The sequence below is a fragment of the Clostridium sp. 001 genome (genome assembly GCF_019056555.1).
Taxonomy (GTDB): domain Bacteria; phylum Bacillota; class Clostridia; order Clostridiales; family Clostridiaceae; genus Clostridium_B; species Clostridium_B ragsdalei.
Genome location: NZ_CP020473.1, coordinates 594,052 through 607,993 on the forward strand (window position 1 = coordinate 594,052; position 13,942 = coordinate 607,993).

Below are 13,942 nucleotides of genomic sequence, written 5' to 3' on the forward strand. Positions count from 1 at the left end.
GGAGTAAACCATCTGATGCCAAGAACTCTGTTTATATAACTATATCGTTACATCTTCTCCTGCTTTATTTCCTACAATAAGAAGACATATTGCCATAATAATTAATCCCGTAAGTGGTATATTCCAGGAGTGAAATAAATCAAATATACTTCCAATTATAAAAGGTCCAACAGCTGCCAGAGTATAGCCTAATGATTGTGCCATTCCTGATAATTTTGCTGCCTCCCCTGCCCCGCTGCTTCTAAGTCCAATAAATGACATTGCAAGGCTAATGCATCCTCCTGAACATAAACCGCATAGGAGAACAGAAACTGCAATAATCATAGTACTGTTTGCGATCAAGAACATGAATATACTAACTGCATAAATGCAGGAAATGGTACCTGTTACTAGCTTCTGATTTTTTCCTCTTACTGCTAGTAAAGGAACAGCAAAGGATGCAGGAATAGCAATTATTTGATAAGCCGAAGCATAATATCCTGCAATCTCAACGTTAATTCCTTTTGCCTGTAAAATCGTAGGAAGCCAGGCCACAAAACAATAATACAAAAATGATTGTATACCCATATACAAAGCAACATACCAGGCAATAGATGACTTGTACACATTCTTTTCAGAACTATCATTTGCAAATTCATTTTTGCCTTTCAATTGTAAATTCCATTGAGAAATCCAGATTAGCATTGTAACAATTACAAGTATCAGCCAAACTGCCAACGCATTTTCCCATCCTAAACCCGCATCTTTTGAAAGTGGTACACTAATTCCAGATGATATACCTGCAAAAATAGACATTGAGGTGGTAAAAATGCCTGTTATCATTCCAATCTTTAAGGGAAACTCAGATTTTATAATGCTTGGAATCATCACATTACCTACTGCTATTCCTGTACCAATAACGGCTGTTCCAATAAATAGACCTGATGTCCCTGCAAAAGAACGAATCACAATTCCAGCTGCCATAAAAATTAGCGCATAAAACATAAGGTGTCCTGAACCATATTTTTGACTTAACTTACTTACAAAAGGTGATACAATAGCAAATGCAATCAAAGGAATGGTTGTAATAATTCCTGATGAACTTCCAGAAAGATTTAACTGTGTTTTTATTATACTGATAAGTGAACCAACTCCAGTAATAGGTGATCGCAGATTAAATGCCATAAATATAATTGCAATAATTAATAAAGTTTTATTTTTCCCATTCATTTTAAAATTCTCCTTATCGTATTTTTAATTGTGAAAAGAGTATTAATTATTCTTTTTTATATTCTAATAAGTCTGCAGGCTGACAGCTGAGTTCACGACAAATTGCCTCAAGTGTTGAAAATCTTATTGCCTTTGCTTTGTTATTCTTGAGTATTGACAAATTGGCATTGGTAATTCCTACCTTTTTTGCAAGTTCTGAAAGGGAAATTTTGTTTTTTGCCATCACTACATCTAAATTAACTATAATTGCCATAATCTATCCCACCTAAATAGTTAAGTCATTTTCATTTTTTATTTTTACTGCTTTCCTGAGCACTTCCCCAATAACCAGAGAAATACATGCTATTATTATAAATACAAAAATATCAGGTTTCAAATTCCCATCGTCCCCAAATCTAAACAGCATTCCATCAAGCTTAAATGGCGGTTCACAATATGCATTTATTATACTATTTGCTTCATATACAATACCCCCGAGGAAAACATAAATACCTATTTTAGTAAATCCATCTGCATTTTCAATAATAAATATCTTATCTTTTTTAATTCTCTCTATTACATTCTTTAACTCATAAAGTATAAGGCTAGTTAATGCTAATTCCAACTCTAAAAAAATCAAATGTTTTATAGGAACATTAAAAGGTAGTGCTAAAAAAAATGGAAATATTAACATACTACTTAAACTCATTACAAAGAAAATATTTACAGTTACATTTAAAAAGCTTATTATAAAGTTTTTTTCTCCATTAAATCTAACAATAAGTTTTTCCATTAAATTTATTTTTTTACAAAACATATTATATTCATCCCTCCAATTATCATATATTTCTTAAATTACACAGTCTATTCTTCTCCTGTCTGTTCAACTACTTTTACTTCTCTATTAAGCTCTTGAATTACTATAGAAGCTTGTTTTTTGAAAGCATCTGTCTTGTATACAGTACCTATACAACTTTTTTCATAATTAATTCTCTTTTTAATATAAAAAGCCATTCCCTTTGGATACACGAGTTTCTTATTGTGAACTTTAAGCAACTTAATTTTTTTCAGTTTCTGGAAAAAGCACCTTCTTATACCCCGCTTGTTCAAGCTTCGGCTCTTCAAGTGTCACATGTGCACTACCCATCAATATCAACACTTTTTTGTGGGAAGGATATTTTCTAAAATAAAAGTCTCTTGAAAAAAAACACATAATATAATCTGGTATAATCATAAATATTACAAGTACTATACAAATTACAGCTAATACACAGTTTCTAAATATTTTGATATACTTTTTCCTCATTATTCATACTACCCCCTATGTATGAGTTTTATATTTTATTGTATTATATACCAATTTCAATCGTAATTCAATACTTTTTTATTGTTTTTCGATATTAATTTATTGTATTTTAATAACGCACATTTAAATATATCGGGCTATCCCACTGCACTGGAGAAAAAGCAGTTAACCTTTTTAATAGAAAATGTAATAATTATTTTATAAATAAGACGGGCACAATGTTGCATTTATAAAATTTCCAATAAATTCTTGACAGCATTAACCTTAGACGCTGCATCAAAATTATGACGTTCAAAAACATTTATGAATTTTATCATATAAAAAGTTAATATTTTTGTCACTTTGAGGCAAAGGATTCCTAAAATAAAGAGAGCCAAGCGTTATAATAGATGCAATATAAAATTATAATATAATTAACTAAGAGGAATGGAGGAATTTAATGGGTAAGAATTTAGATTTTATACTAAAGAGCGTTATTATTTATATTATTTTAGGATTTTCATTTAGCACTGCAAATGAAATAGCTGTAAAGTATGTTTATTGGGGGAATGTAATAGTACTTATAGGTTTCATGTGTGTATTGGATAGGTTGATTAGATATGATAAACAAAAAAACATAAAAATTTTCAAGCATATAAATATAGTATACTTGTTTTTGTTTATATCATTTGTCACAATTATATTATATGATTTATTTCATATTTTTTAAATATTGAGAATTATAGGTGGACAACCTCACCTATAATTTTTTATCATATTTCAACACTATATTAAAACATAGCCTTATTTTTATAAAGTTATGAAATTGTTCTACTTCTAAACCCCTTTTATTGCAGATTCAAATACACTTTCAATTTTTTTAATTATGAATTAAACATTTAATTAATATCTGTTATCGATAAATCAACATTTACATCCAAGTTATGATAAAATTATATATTATAATTTCAAAATAAACATAATTATAAATTAATACGCTACATAAAGCTATTTATGATATACAAAGGAAGGTAATCTAATAATGTTTAAATCATCTACTCATAATGAAATAGTTAGCAGGTCTCTTAATAGGTGCATTAAATATCATATGGAAAAAGGTATCCCAAGGCCTAAACGCAATCTTAACCGTAAAGAATTGGACAACTTAATAAAAGAAAACAGCTATATTATAGAAATAGCAAGACCATTTATGGAAATACTTTATGATTTTCTAAATGGGTCAGGTTTTTCATTATATCTTACAGACAAAAATGGAATTGTATTAACTATCATAGGTGACAAAGATATATTAATAGAACAATCAAAAGCTGGAATTGTAGAAGGTGCTGATATGAGTGAAAAAAGTGCTGGTACAAATGCAATAGGAACTGCTCTTTTTGAAAATTTGTCAGTTCAAGTTTCAGGCAAAGAACACTTTATAAATATTTTTCAAATTTGTACATGCTCTGCATCTGTCATACACAACGAACAAGGAAATATAATCGGATGTCTAAATCTAACTGGAAAACGTCAACTGGCTCATCCACATACATTAGGTCTTGTTGTAGCAGCAGTAAAATCCATTGAAAATCACTTAAAATTAAACAAATCTCAAAGTGAATTATTTAAAGCCTATCAATACTTAAACAAAATCATGAATTCCATAGATTTTGGAATTTTAGCTGTAGATAACAATGGAATCATTAAAGCTATAAATAACAGTGCATGTAATATGCTTTGTATAAACCAAAAAGATATTATAGATAAAAATGCATGTAAAGTTTTATCTAATTGGCAATATATACTTAATGAACTTAAATCAGGAAACTCATATGAAGATAAAGAAATTTTATATTCGGATAAAAGAAGAAGATTTAATTTAAATGTATATCCTATAAGGGATAAAAGTAATACCGTAACTGGTATGGTAGTTACATTTAAAGATATACAAAATGTATACAACTTGGTTAACAAATACACAAGCGGATCTGCTACTTACACATTTGATGATATAATTGGCAGCAGTGAAAAAATGATAAATTTAAAAAAACAGTTAAAAAGTATATCTAACAGTCCTTCCACTGTACTAATTCAAGGCGAAAGCGGTACAGGGAAAGAACTTATTGCCCAGTCCATCCACAATGACAGCAGCAGAAAAAACAACAGTTTTATAGCAATAAATTGCGGTGCCATACCCAAAAATTTAATAGAAAGTGAATTATTTGGATATGAAGATGGATCATTCACAGGTGCAAAACATGGAGGGCGTGCAGGAAAATTTGAACTTGCAAATGGTGGTACTTTATTTTTAGATGAAATTGGAGAAATGCCTTTAGATATGCAAGTAAATCTCTTAAGGGTTCTCCAAGAAAACTGCATTACGAGAATAGGTGGAAATAAATGCATCAAAATAGATGTAAGAATTATAGCGGCTACCAACAAAAATTTAAGAGAAAAGATAAAAAAAGGAACTTTTCGCGAAGACCTATACTACAGGCTAAATGTAATACCTATATATGTACCACCACTGCGGGAAAGAGATATGGATATTAAAGTACTAATAGATTATTTTTTAAAAATAAAAGCTTTTAAACTTAAAAAATCCATTCCAATAGTAAGACCTGATATATATCAAAAGCTTTTAAACCATAATTGGCCTGGAAATGTTAGAGAATTAGAAAATTGTATTGAGAACATTGTAAATATGAATGGAAATACATCTTTTGACTTTCAAAATAATCTTTCAGTAAATAAGCAAACTAGTCCTTGTACTACAAACCTTAAGTATGATATGTGCTCATTAGAAGAATGGGAAAAAAAAGCAATAATAAATTGTATAAATAATTGTAATCATAATATGTCAAAAGCTTCTAAAATTTTAGGAATAAATAGAAGTACTTTGTACACAAAGATAAAAAAATATCAAATTAATTTTTCTTAAAGTGTATATAAAAACAACACTGTTGTAAAAAAGCAACAGTATTTTAAGGAAAATTGTTGCTTTTTGCAACAGTATTTTAAAAGATAACTAAACTCTATAAAATATCCATCTAGATTCAATCTTTTCATGATAAAAAATATACTGGCACAATACTTGCTTATATATTTAATTAAATATAAACCAAAAAATTTAATTACCCCAATAGTTAAATTCTAAAAAAGTAATATAACTTAATAATAAGGAGGACAAAAATGGGAAGATTTACTTTGCCTAGGGATATTTACTTTGGTGAAAATGCCTTAGAAAATTTAAAAAATTTAGATGGAAATAAAGCAGTAGTTGTTGTAGGTGGAGGATCTATGAAGAGATTTGGGTTCTTAGCCAAAGTTGAAGAATACTTAAAAGAAGCAGGTATGGAAGTTAAATTAATAGAAGGTGTTGAGCCTGATCCATCTGTTGATACTGTTATGAATGGTGCTAAAATAATGAGAGACTTTAATCCAGACTGGATAGTATCAATAGGTGGAGGATCTCCCATCGATGCTGCCAAAGCAATGTGGATATTTTATGAATACCCTGACTTTACATTTGAAAAAGCGGTAGTCCCTTTTGGGATTCCTAAATTAAGGCAAAAGGCACAATTTGTTGCTATACCTTCTACAAGTGGAACAGCAACTGAAGTAACATCATTTTCTGTAATAACAGACTATAAAGCTAAAATAAAATATCCTCTTGCAGATTTTAACCTTACACCCGATATAGCTATAATAGATCCGTCTCTTGCAGAAACAATGCCTAAAAAGCTTACAGCACACACTGGAATGGATGCACTTACTCACGCAATAGAAGCATATGTTGCAAGTTTGCATTCAGATTTTTCAGATCCACTTGCTATGCATGTTATAACCATGATTCATAAATATTTATTGAAATCCTATGAAGAAGATAAAGAAGCTAGGGGCCATATGCATATAGCCCAATGTCTGGCTGGAATGGCATTTTCAAATGCACTCCTTGGAATAACTCATAGTATAGCACATAAAACTGGTGCAGTATTTCACATACCTCATGGGTGTGCTAATGCTATATACTTGCCTTATATTATAGATTTTAACAAGAAAGCTTGTTCAGAAAGATATGCTGAAATAGCTAAAAAACTCCAACTTCCAGGAAATAATGAAAATGATTTAGTAGATTCATTAACTGAAATGATTTGTACTATGAATAAAAAAATGGATATTCCTCTCACCATAAAAGATTATGGTATAAGCGAAAATGATTTTAATGAAAACCTAGATTTTATAGCTCACAATGCCATGATGGATGCTTGCACTGGAGCTAATCCTAGAGCAATAACTGAGGAAGAAATGAAAAAGCTCTTGCAGTATATGTATAATGGGCAAAAAGTTAATTTCTAGTTTAAAAATTAATGTATTTATATTTAATGTATTTATATTTAGAAAAATGTACACAAACTAAAGTAGTATGCTCCCCTTAGAGTAGACAGCCCCAATCTGTTTATAATAAGAGGAGTATTTTTGTGCCTATGAAAGTTAAGTATACATCCATAGAAAAGGAACATATTATTTAAAATTATTTTCTATTGTGAAGCATCTTCTTTGTGCTAAATATTAAATATTATGCTTGCTCTATAGAAATAACTTCATAACCTGCATCTTCAATAGCAGATTTTATGTCAGTATCTTTAATTTCACCACTAGATTCAACTAAAGCTGTTTTAGAGTCTAAATCAACAGATACATTGGCTGCACCTTTAATTTCCTCCAATGCTGTTTTTACATGATTAACACAGTGTCCACAGCTCATTCCTTCAACGATTATCTTCTTTTTCATAACTTATTCCACCCTTCATTTTATAATTTTATCCGATGACTACCTGCTCTAATACTCCCACTTCTCCAAATGGGAGTAAAGAGCAGCTACGTCTCTGGATAACGATTTCTAAGCATCAGGTGGAGTCAAAACTCCATCTGATGCCAAGAACTTTGTTTATATTGATGGCTTAAAGCCTTTCAATCTTAAAGCATTACTTAAAACTGATACAGAACTAAAACTCATGGCAAGGGCTGCTATCATTGGATTTAAAAGTGGTCCTCCAAATATATGCAGTACCCCCATGGCTACTGGAATTCCTAAAGTATTATAACCAAAGGCCCAGAACAAGTTTTCCTTTATATTTTTTATGGTTTTCTTACTTAAATCTATAGCTGTGACTACATCCATTAAGTCACTTTTCATTAAAACTATATCTGCAGATTCCATAGCTACATCCGTACCAGATCCTATAGCTATACCTATATCAGCCTGTGCTAAGGCTGGTGCATCATTTATACCATCTCCAACCATAGCAACTTTCTTGTTTTCACTTTGAAGTTTTTTAACTTCCTTTGCCTTATCTTGTGGTAAAACTTCTGCAAGTATTCTATCTATTCCAACTTGCTTAGCTATAGCGTCAGCAGTTTTTTTGTTATCTCCAGTTATCATTGCCACTTCAATTCCCATGGAATGAAGTTTATCTATAGCCCTCTTGCTGTGTTCTTTAACTGTATCTGCTACAGCAATTACACCAATTACCTTATTTTCAAAAGCAACATACATAGGAGTTTTGCCTTCATTTGCTAAAGCTTGTGATTTTTCCTCTAATTTTTCTAAGGAAACATTTCTTTCATCCATAAGCTTTTTATTACCAAGCAATATTTTACTGTTTTCTATATCAACTTCTATTCCATGACCTGGTATAGCTTTAAATGACTCTAATTTTTTTAATTCAATTTCCCTATTTTCAGCTTCTTTAACTATTGCTTCTCCCAAAGGATGCTCTGATGATTTTTCACCTGAAGCTGCCAATTGCAGTAAATAATTTTCATCTATATTTGAGGCTGTAACTATATCTGTAACCTTTGGATCGCCTTCAGTTATAGTTCCTGTTTTGTCAAATACTATAGTTTGAATTCTATGTGCTGTTTCAAGTGCAGTACCACTTTTTATAAGCACACCATATTCAGCACCTTTTCCGGTACCAACCATAATAGCAGTTGGTGTTGCCAATCCTAAAGCACAAGGACACGCAATTACTAACACTGATATAAATATAGTAAGTGAAAATACTCCGGTTTCACCATGTATATACCAAGCTAAAGCGCCAATTATAGCTAATGCCATTACTACTGGTACAAAATATCCTGATATAACATCTGCTAATTTTGCAATAGGAGCCTTTGACCCCTGAGCTTCCTCTACTAATTTAATAATTTGTGCCAGTGCTGTATCCTTACCAACTCTTGTAGCTCTATACCTAATAGAACCATTTTTATTTATACTTGCTCCAATGACCTTATCAGAAGGATTTTTTTCTACAGGTATACTTTCGCCTGTAAGCATGGATTCATCTACTGAAGTAATTCCCTCTGTAACCTCTCCATCTACAGGTATTTTTTCACCAGGTTTTACTACAATTATATCTCCAACTTCAACTTCATCTATAGAAATTTCTATTTCTTTATTTTCTTTAATTATAGTAGCAGTTTTTGGTGCAAGCCCCATAAGCTTTTTTATAGCTTCCGAAGTTTTTCCTTTAGCAACAGATTCCAGATATTTACCTAATGTAATAAGAGTAAGTATTGTACCTGCTGATTCAAAATATAAATGATAGTTTGTGTTTCCTATAAAAATTTCATATACTGCAAAAACACTATAGATAAAAGCAGCAGATGAGCCTATTGCTATAAGTGAATCCATATTGGGACTTCTTCTAAATAATGATTTAAAACCAACAGTAAAATACTTTCTACCAACAATCATTATAGGTAATACTAAAAGTAACTGTATTATTGAAAAAACTTGCGGATGATTCATTGGGTCTATAGCCTGTGGAAGCATATATCCCAATTTTTCACTAATCATTGGTACCATAGCTATTATAAGTAGTGGAACTGCAAATACAGCAGATATTATAAATCTATTCCATAACGACTTTATTTCTTTTTCTTTTTTTCCCTTATCTGTATCTACAGAAATTTCTTCTTCTAAAGCTTTATATCCTGCTTTTTCTATTGCCTTTTTTATATCCTGAACATTAACTTTTGAAGCATCAAATGCTATACTTAGCTTTTCTGTAGCAATATTTACATTTGCTTCATATACGCCTTCTAGTTTTTTTGAAACCCTTTCTACTGCTTTAGCACAAGCTGCGCAAGTCATTCCTTCTATTTTCAATATTCTATTTGTAGTGTCAATTAAAGCCTTATATCCAGCTTTATCTATTGCACACTGTATATCTTGAACATTAACCTTTGACTCATCAAAACTTACACTTAATTTTTCCGTTGCCAAATTAACATTAGCGTCTAACACACCATCTAGTTTTTTTGAAGCTCTTTCCACTGCTTTAACACAAGCTGCACAGGTCATTCCTTCTATTTTTAATGTCCTTTTTATCATTGCTTCTTCCTCCTTCTGTTTTGATACGCATAACTTTAAAACTACTATCTACCCGATTGCTACCATTGCTAACACCCCCATCGCACTCTGTGAAAGCGACTATCACTAAATCAAAGATTTGGGATATCTGCTTTTCTTCGAAGTGGTGGATAAGCACTGCTACGCACCTGGATAAGTTCTTCTAAGGTTCAGATTGAGAAAATGTATTCCTTATAAGCAAACTCCACCTGAACCTAAGAATCACTTGATATTTTAAGCTTTTACATTTAGTATTATATTTACCCCCCACCTGCGGGGTGGTATTTTACTATAAGTTATCATTTATGCTTTTGCTTTACGCCTCCTACATTGCTATATGTAAACCTTTAATGTAAGATGGAAAGCAAGAGGAGGCATATCTATAATTTTTTAAGTTATATATTAGTCTTTTAGTAACTTTGAAAGTAACCCTATTATCTCATCTACCTTCTCATCACCACTATTGTTAATAAAAGCATCTTTTACACAATTATTAAGATGTTGTTTTAGAATAAGCAAATTAGCTTTTTTTAGCAATGACTGAGCTGCAACCATTTGATTAGATATATCAATACAATATCTTCCTTCTTCAATCATTTTTATTATACCTTCTATTTGTCCTTTTGAAGTTTTTAAAGCTTGTATGGCCTTCTTTTTTTCTTCGTTCATTTTTCCTCCCTCCCCCCTAGAGGGGGTGTAGTTATATTATATACTATTCCTAAATTTAATTCAATATAAGTTTAACCCTACTATACCATCTTCAGACCTTTATTATACATTTACCATAAATAATCTTCTTAACTATTACCAATATTATACTCAAGAAATTTAGCCACTCCATCCTCATTATTTGAACCAATAATTCCTGTAGCCAACTTTTTTAATTCATCATATGCGTTTTTAACTGCATATTTTTCATCCGCAAATTTAAAAAGTGGTGCATCATTTAAATTATCTCCAAAACAAATAAGCTTGTCTGCTTTCAAACTTTCCTTTAAGTATTTAGCTGCTAATCTTTTATTAGCATTATAATTCATTGATTCAAGCCAGAAAAAACCTTTCGCATAAATTTCCTCTGTGTAATGAAAACTGCCCTTTATTATTTTTGTAAATAATTGATATGTGTCATCTAAAACACCCTTTGCTTCTATTGCAAAAATATTTATTATATTATAATTAACTATTTGTGAAAAATCACTTACCTCAGTAAGCCTTGTATCACCATGCTGTATTCTTGAATTTATGTATATATTTTGTCCTTCATTAAAAATGCCCCTATAAAATATCTTTTTATTTCCAATTGAATCCACTGCAGACACTATAGGTGAAATTTTTTTTAATTCATAATATTTTAAAATAAAATAAACCGTACACTCATCTAAATAGTTCTCTACTATATTTTTAGCCAAAGTAGTATCATATACGAAAGCTCCATTATTTAAAATAATAGGTATATTTAGATTTAATGGTTTCAATATACTTTTACAAGCTTCATAGGACCTAGCTGTAGCAATAGTAAATTTTAATCCTGAATCTATTAACTTATTTATAATTCTAATTGAATCTTTACTTACGACTTGATCTGAATTTAATAAAGTTCCATCCAAGTCCGAAATATATAACTTCAAAATATTCAGTCCTCCAAACGCATTCATAATAATTAAGTCACAAAACCTATTATATATCTAAGAGCCATAAAAATATAGACTTAACTTTCGCAGTTTAAAAACTTTGCGAAGCAAAGCTTTTTAAAATAACAAAGTTCAAATAACAAAGTTCAAATAACAAAGAACAGATAAAGATGATTTCCCTCGTACCTCAGGAAATCTATAATTTTAATATTTTCTGACGTTAGGAAGAAAATTATCCTTATTTGATATTTGAACTTTGAACTTTGTTCTTTAAAAATATTGTTTCACAATTTTTTTATATTAAGTCAAAATTCTATATGTGCGAAAGTTGAATTACCTTCAATAATAAATGAGCATGGATTCACTCTTACACAAATCTATGCCCATTTCCTCTTTAATTCTTAACTTCTAATTCTCAATTGTATCTACTGTTCTTCCCAAATTCTTTTTCCCTCTTTGTCAATATATATATATTTATCATCCAATATTACCATAGCTGCTCCATTACAAAAATTATTTACATCATCAAATTGAGGTTTCAATACAAACTTTCCACTTTTATCAATACATCCCCATTTATCCTTTATCTTTACAAAGGCTCGTCCTTCACTAAAATTAAGAGCTTCATCAAAAATAGGGTCTATTACAAATTCATCTTTTTTATTTATGTATCCACATTTTTCATCTATTTTTACATTAGCTACGTCTTCATAAAAACCATCTGTACTATCATATTTAAGTTCTATAACTAAATTACCTGATTTATCAATAAATCCATATTTAAAATTTTTCATAACTTGAGCTAATCCTTCATGAAAATCAAAAACGCAATCGAAATTACAGTTTATTACTTCATTTCCTTTACTATCAATGTACTTCCACTTATCGCCATTATTTACCCTAGCAACCTCTTCTGAAAAACTAAAGGCATTTTCGTATTTCAATGCTATTGGGTAGTTTCCTTTTTTGTCCAAAAAACCATACTTACTATTTTTGTTTACCAGTGCCATTCCATTTGAGAACTCATCAATAAAATTAAAACTTGGTTCTATAACCATGTTATCATTATGATCTATAATACCCCACTTTTCCTTTATTTTCACAGGAGCAAATCCATCGGAGAAATTCCATGACTGTGTATATTTATAGTCTATAACTGTTTTTCCGTTGCAGTCTACATATCCCCATTTATTGTTCATCTTAACAGCAGCTAAACTATCCAGAAAATCCCATGCATATTGAAATACAGGTTCTATGATAACTTGTCCATTATTATCCATATAACCCCACTTATCATTTAACTTAATTCTAAATAAATTAGTATAGTTTTTCATTTAATTTCCCCCTATTTGCAATCGTTTTAATTTCATATAAACATCTGTTCAAATTTAATTTTATCACATATATGAATTAAATAAAATAATAAGTCAGAATCTTCTATATTCATTATTATTTAAAATGTATGTAGATTTAAAAACCATATTATATGGTAAATTATTTTGCTTTATATACTTTATATTGTATCATTTATGTGTTACAATAAATTATAGAAAAACTAAATAAGTAATATTTATTATATTTAATGAATATATTACTTTGTACAATACTAACTTAATTTAAAAATTAGAATAAAAGGAGTAAACGGCGTGGATAATTTAACTACTTTTTTGCTAGGGGCTCTACAAATTACTTTATTAGATATAGTATTAAGTGGTGATAATATAGGAGTTATCGCCCTGGCAACTAAAGATTTACCAAAGAATCATGCAAAATCTGCTTCTATGATTGGAGTATTTGCTGCGATTTTTCTAAGAATAATATTTGCTTGTCTCATCACTTACATAATGTTAATAGAATGGCTTCCTATAAAATTAATAGGTGGAATCTTACTTATAAAAATAACCTGGAATTTCATAAGCCCTAAATCTGAGAAGGAAAATTTAAAAATCAGTCCTTCAAATAAATATTTTCGTGCAATCTCAAGTATAGTAATAGCTGATGCTACCATGAGTCTGGACAATGTACTTGCAATAGCTGCTGCTGCTCATGGACATGTGCCCAGTATAATATTTGGATTGGTATTAAATATTCCTATAATATTTTTTGGAAGTCAGTTTGTAGCAAAACTTATGCATAAACACCCTATGGTAATATACTTAGGAGGCGCTGTACTGGCCCATACATCCGTAAATATGATGCTAGAAGACAAAATATTAGCAGGTTTCACATCACCTGTACTAACAAATGTATTATCCTTTGGCTTTGCAATTATAGTATTACTATATGGATTATATAGAGTAAACAAACCTATAAGTTATTACTTTAAAAAATTTAAGGAAGATTATTTTAAAAGTAATAGTTAATATAATAAAACATGCTCTTAAATGGTGTCTTATCCCATAACTTATCAGCTCTAAT

Annotated in this window: 14 protein-coding genes; 4 read left to right on the top strand and 10 right to left on the bottom strand. The window is 30.1% G+C overall.

The window, feature by feature from the left end:
- Positions 1-39 precede the first annotated feature (39 nt).
- Genes B5S50_RS02560 through B5S50_RS21430 form a run of 5 tightly spaced genes read right to left on the bottom strand, consistent with a single transcriptional unit; the run spans position 40 to position 2,494 of the window.
- Positions 40-1,209 carry an MFS transporter gene (locus tag B5S50_RS02560; protein ID WP_217303000.1) on the bottom strand — a complete coding sequence of 390 codons (1,170 nt, stop codon included), beginning with the start codon at positions 1,207-1,209 and terminating at the stop codon, positions 40-42.
- A gap of 46 nt (positions 1,210-1,255) precedes the next feature.
- Positions 1,256-1,462, bottom strand: coding sequence for a helix-turn-helix transcriptional regulator (locus tag B5S50_RS02565; RefSeq protein WP_217303001.1), 207 nt, complete (start codon positions 1,460-1,462; stop codon positions 1,256-1,258).
- A 12-nt stretch (positions 1,463-1,474) separates the two neighbouring features.
- Entirely contained in the window at positions 1,475-2,005 is a 531-nt protein-coding gene (locus B5S50_RS02570; protein ID WP_217303002.1) for a DUF2975 domain-containing protein, read from the bottom strand.
- A 47-nt stretch (positions 2,006-2,052) separates the two neighbouring features.
- On the bottom strand, positions 2,053-2,202 hold the full coding sequence (locus B5S50_RS21425) for a hypothetical protein (protein WP_254306679.1): 150 nt from the start codon (positions 2,200-2,202) through the stop codon (positions 2,053-2,055).
- Between the two features lie 43 nt (positions 2,203-2,245).
- Positions 2,246-2,494, bottom strand: a complete 249-nt coding sequence (locus B5S50_RS21430; protein WP_254306680.1) for a hypothetical protein — start codon at positions 2,492-2,494, stop codon at positions 2,246-2,248.
- Positions 2,495-2,933: 439 nt separating this feature from the next.
- On the opposite strand from B5S50_RS21430, the gene B5S50_RS02580 reads away from it, so the two are divergent.
- From B5S50_RS02580 to B5S50_RS02590, 3 genes are all read left to right on the top strand, one after another.
- Positions 2,934-3,203 carry a hypothetical protein gene (locus B5S50_RS02580; RefSeq protein ID WP_217303003.1) on the top strand — a complete coding sequence of 90 codons (270 nt, stop codon included), beginning with the start codon at positions 2,934-2,936 and terminating at the stop codon, positions 3,201-3,203.
- 312 nt (positions 3,204-3,515) lie between these two features.
- A complete protein-coding gene (locus B5S50_RS02585; RefSeq protein WP_217303004.1) occupies positions 3,516-5,414 on the top strand; it encodes a sigma-54-dependent Fis family transcriptional regulator in 1,899 nt (632 codons plus the stop codon).
- 251 nt (positions 5,415-5,665) lie between these two features.
- The gene (locus tag B5S50_RS02590) at positions 5,666-6,832 is read left to right on the top strand and encodes an iron-containing alcohol dehydrogenase (RefSeq protein ID WP_217303005.1); all 1,167 of its coding nucleotides are present in this window, start codon (positions 5,666-5,668) and stop codon (positions 6,830-6,832) included.
- Between the two features lie 220 nt (positions 6,833-7,052).
- Here B5S50_RS02590 and B5S50_RS02595 read toward each other — a convergent pair whose 3' ends face one another.
- From B5S50_RS02595 to B5S50_RS02615, 5 genes are all read right to left on the bottom strand, one after another.
- On the bottom strand, positions 7,053-7,268 hold the full coding sequence (locus B5S50_RS02595) for a heavy-metal-associated domain-containing protein (protein ID WP_217303006.1): 216 nt from the start codon (positions 7,266-7,268) through the stop codon (positions 7,053-7,055).
- A 156-nt stretch (positions 7,269-7,424) separates the two neighbouring features.
- Positions 7,425-9,875: a heavy metal translocating P-type ATPase gene (locus B5S50_RS02600; RefSeq protein ID WP_217303007.1), complete on the bottom strand. Its 2,451-nt coding sequence runs from the start codon at positions 9,873-9,875 to the stop codon at positions 7,425-7,427.
- 420 nt (positions 9,876-10,295) lie between these two features.
- Positions 10,296-10,562 carry a metal-sensing transcriptional repressor gene (locus B5S50_RS02605; protein WP_065078096.1) on the bottom strand — a complete coding sequence of 89 codons (267 nt, stop codon included), beginning with the start codon at positions 10,560-10,562 and terminating at the stop codon, positions 10,296-10,298.
- A 128-nt stretch (positions 10,563-10,690) separates the two neighbouring features.
- Positions 10,691-11,521, bottom strand: coding sequence for an HAD family hydrolase (locus B5S50_RS02610; protein WP_207644800.1), 831 nt, complete (start codon positions 11,519-11,521; stop codon positions 10,691-10,693).
- A gap of 428 nt (positions 11,522-11,949) precedes the next feature.
- A complete protein-coding gene (locus tag B5S50_RS02615; protein WP_065078094.1) occupies positions 11,950-12,858 on the bottom strand; it encodes a WG repeat-containing protein in 909 nt (302 codons plus the stop codon).
- 312 nt (positions 12,859-13,170) lie between these two features.
- Between B5S50_RS02615 and B5S50_RS02620 the strand changes: the two genes are divergently transcribed.
- Entirely contained in the window at positions 13,171-13,887 is a 717-nt protein-coding gene (locus B5S50_RS02620; protein ID WP_217303008.1) for a TerC family protein, read from the top strand.
- Positions 13,888-13,942: the final 55 nt, after the last annotated feature.

Coding starts and splice junctions, on each gene's coding strand:
- B5S50_RS02595 (WP_217303006.1), bottom strand. CDS start 7,268: ATGAAAAAGAAGATAATCGTTGAAGGAATGAGCTGTGGACACTGTGTT.
- B5S50_RS21425 (WP_254306679.1), bottom strand. CDS start 2,202: ATGGCTTTTTATATTAAAAAGAGAATTAATTATGAAAAAAGTTGTATA.
- B5S50_RS02615 (WP_065078094.1), bottom strand. CDS start 12,858: ATGAAAAACTATACTAATTTATTTAGAATTAAGTTAAATGATAAGTGG.
- B5S50_RS21430 (WP_254306680.1), bottom strand. CDS start 2,494: ATGAGGAAAAAGTATATCAAAATATTTAGAAACTGTGTATTAGCTGTA.
- B5S50_RS02570 (WP_217303002.1), bottom strand. CDS start 2,005: ATGTTTTGTAAAAAAATAAATTTAATGGAAAAACTTATTGTTAGATTT.
- B5S50_RS02580 (WP_217303003.1), top strand. CDS start 2,934: ATGGGTAAGAATTTAGATTTTATACTAAAGAGCGTTATTATTTATATT.
- B5S50_RS02600 (WP_217303007.1), bottom strand. CDS start 9,875: ATGATAAAAAGGACATTAAAAATAGAAGGAATGACCTGTGCAGCTTGT.
- B5S50_RS02605 (WP_065078096.1), bottom strand. CDS start 10,562: ATGAACGAAGAAAAAAAGAAGGCCATACAAGCTTTAAAAACTTCAAAA.
- B5S50_RS02590 (WP_217303005.1), top strand. CDS start 5,666: ATGGGAAGATTTACTTTGCCTAGGGATATTTACTTTGGTGAAAATGCC.
- B5S50_RS02560 (WP_217303000.1), bottom strand. CDS start 1,209: ATGAATGGGAAAAATAAAACTTTATTAATTATTGCAATTATATTTATG.
- B5S50_RS02565 (WP_217303001.1), bottom strand. CDS start 1,462: ATGGCAATTATAGTTAATTTAGATGTAGTGATGGCAAAAAACAAAATT.
- B5S50_RS02585 (WP_217303004.1), top strand. CDS start 3,516: ATGTTTAAATCATCTACTCATAATGAAATAGTTAGCAGGTCTCTTAAT.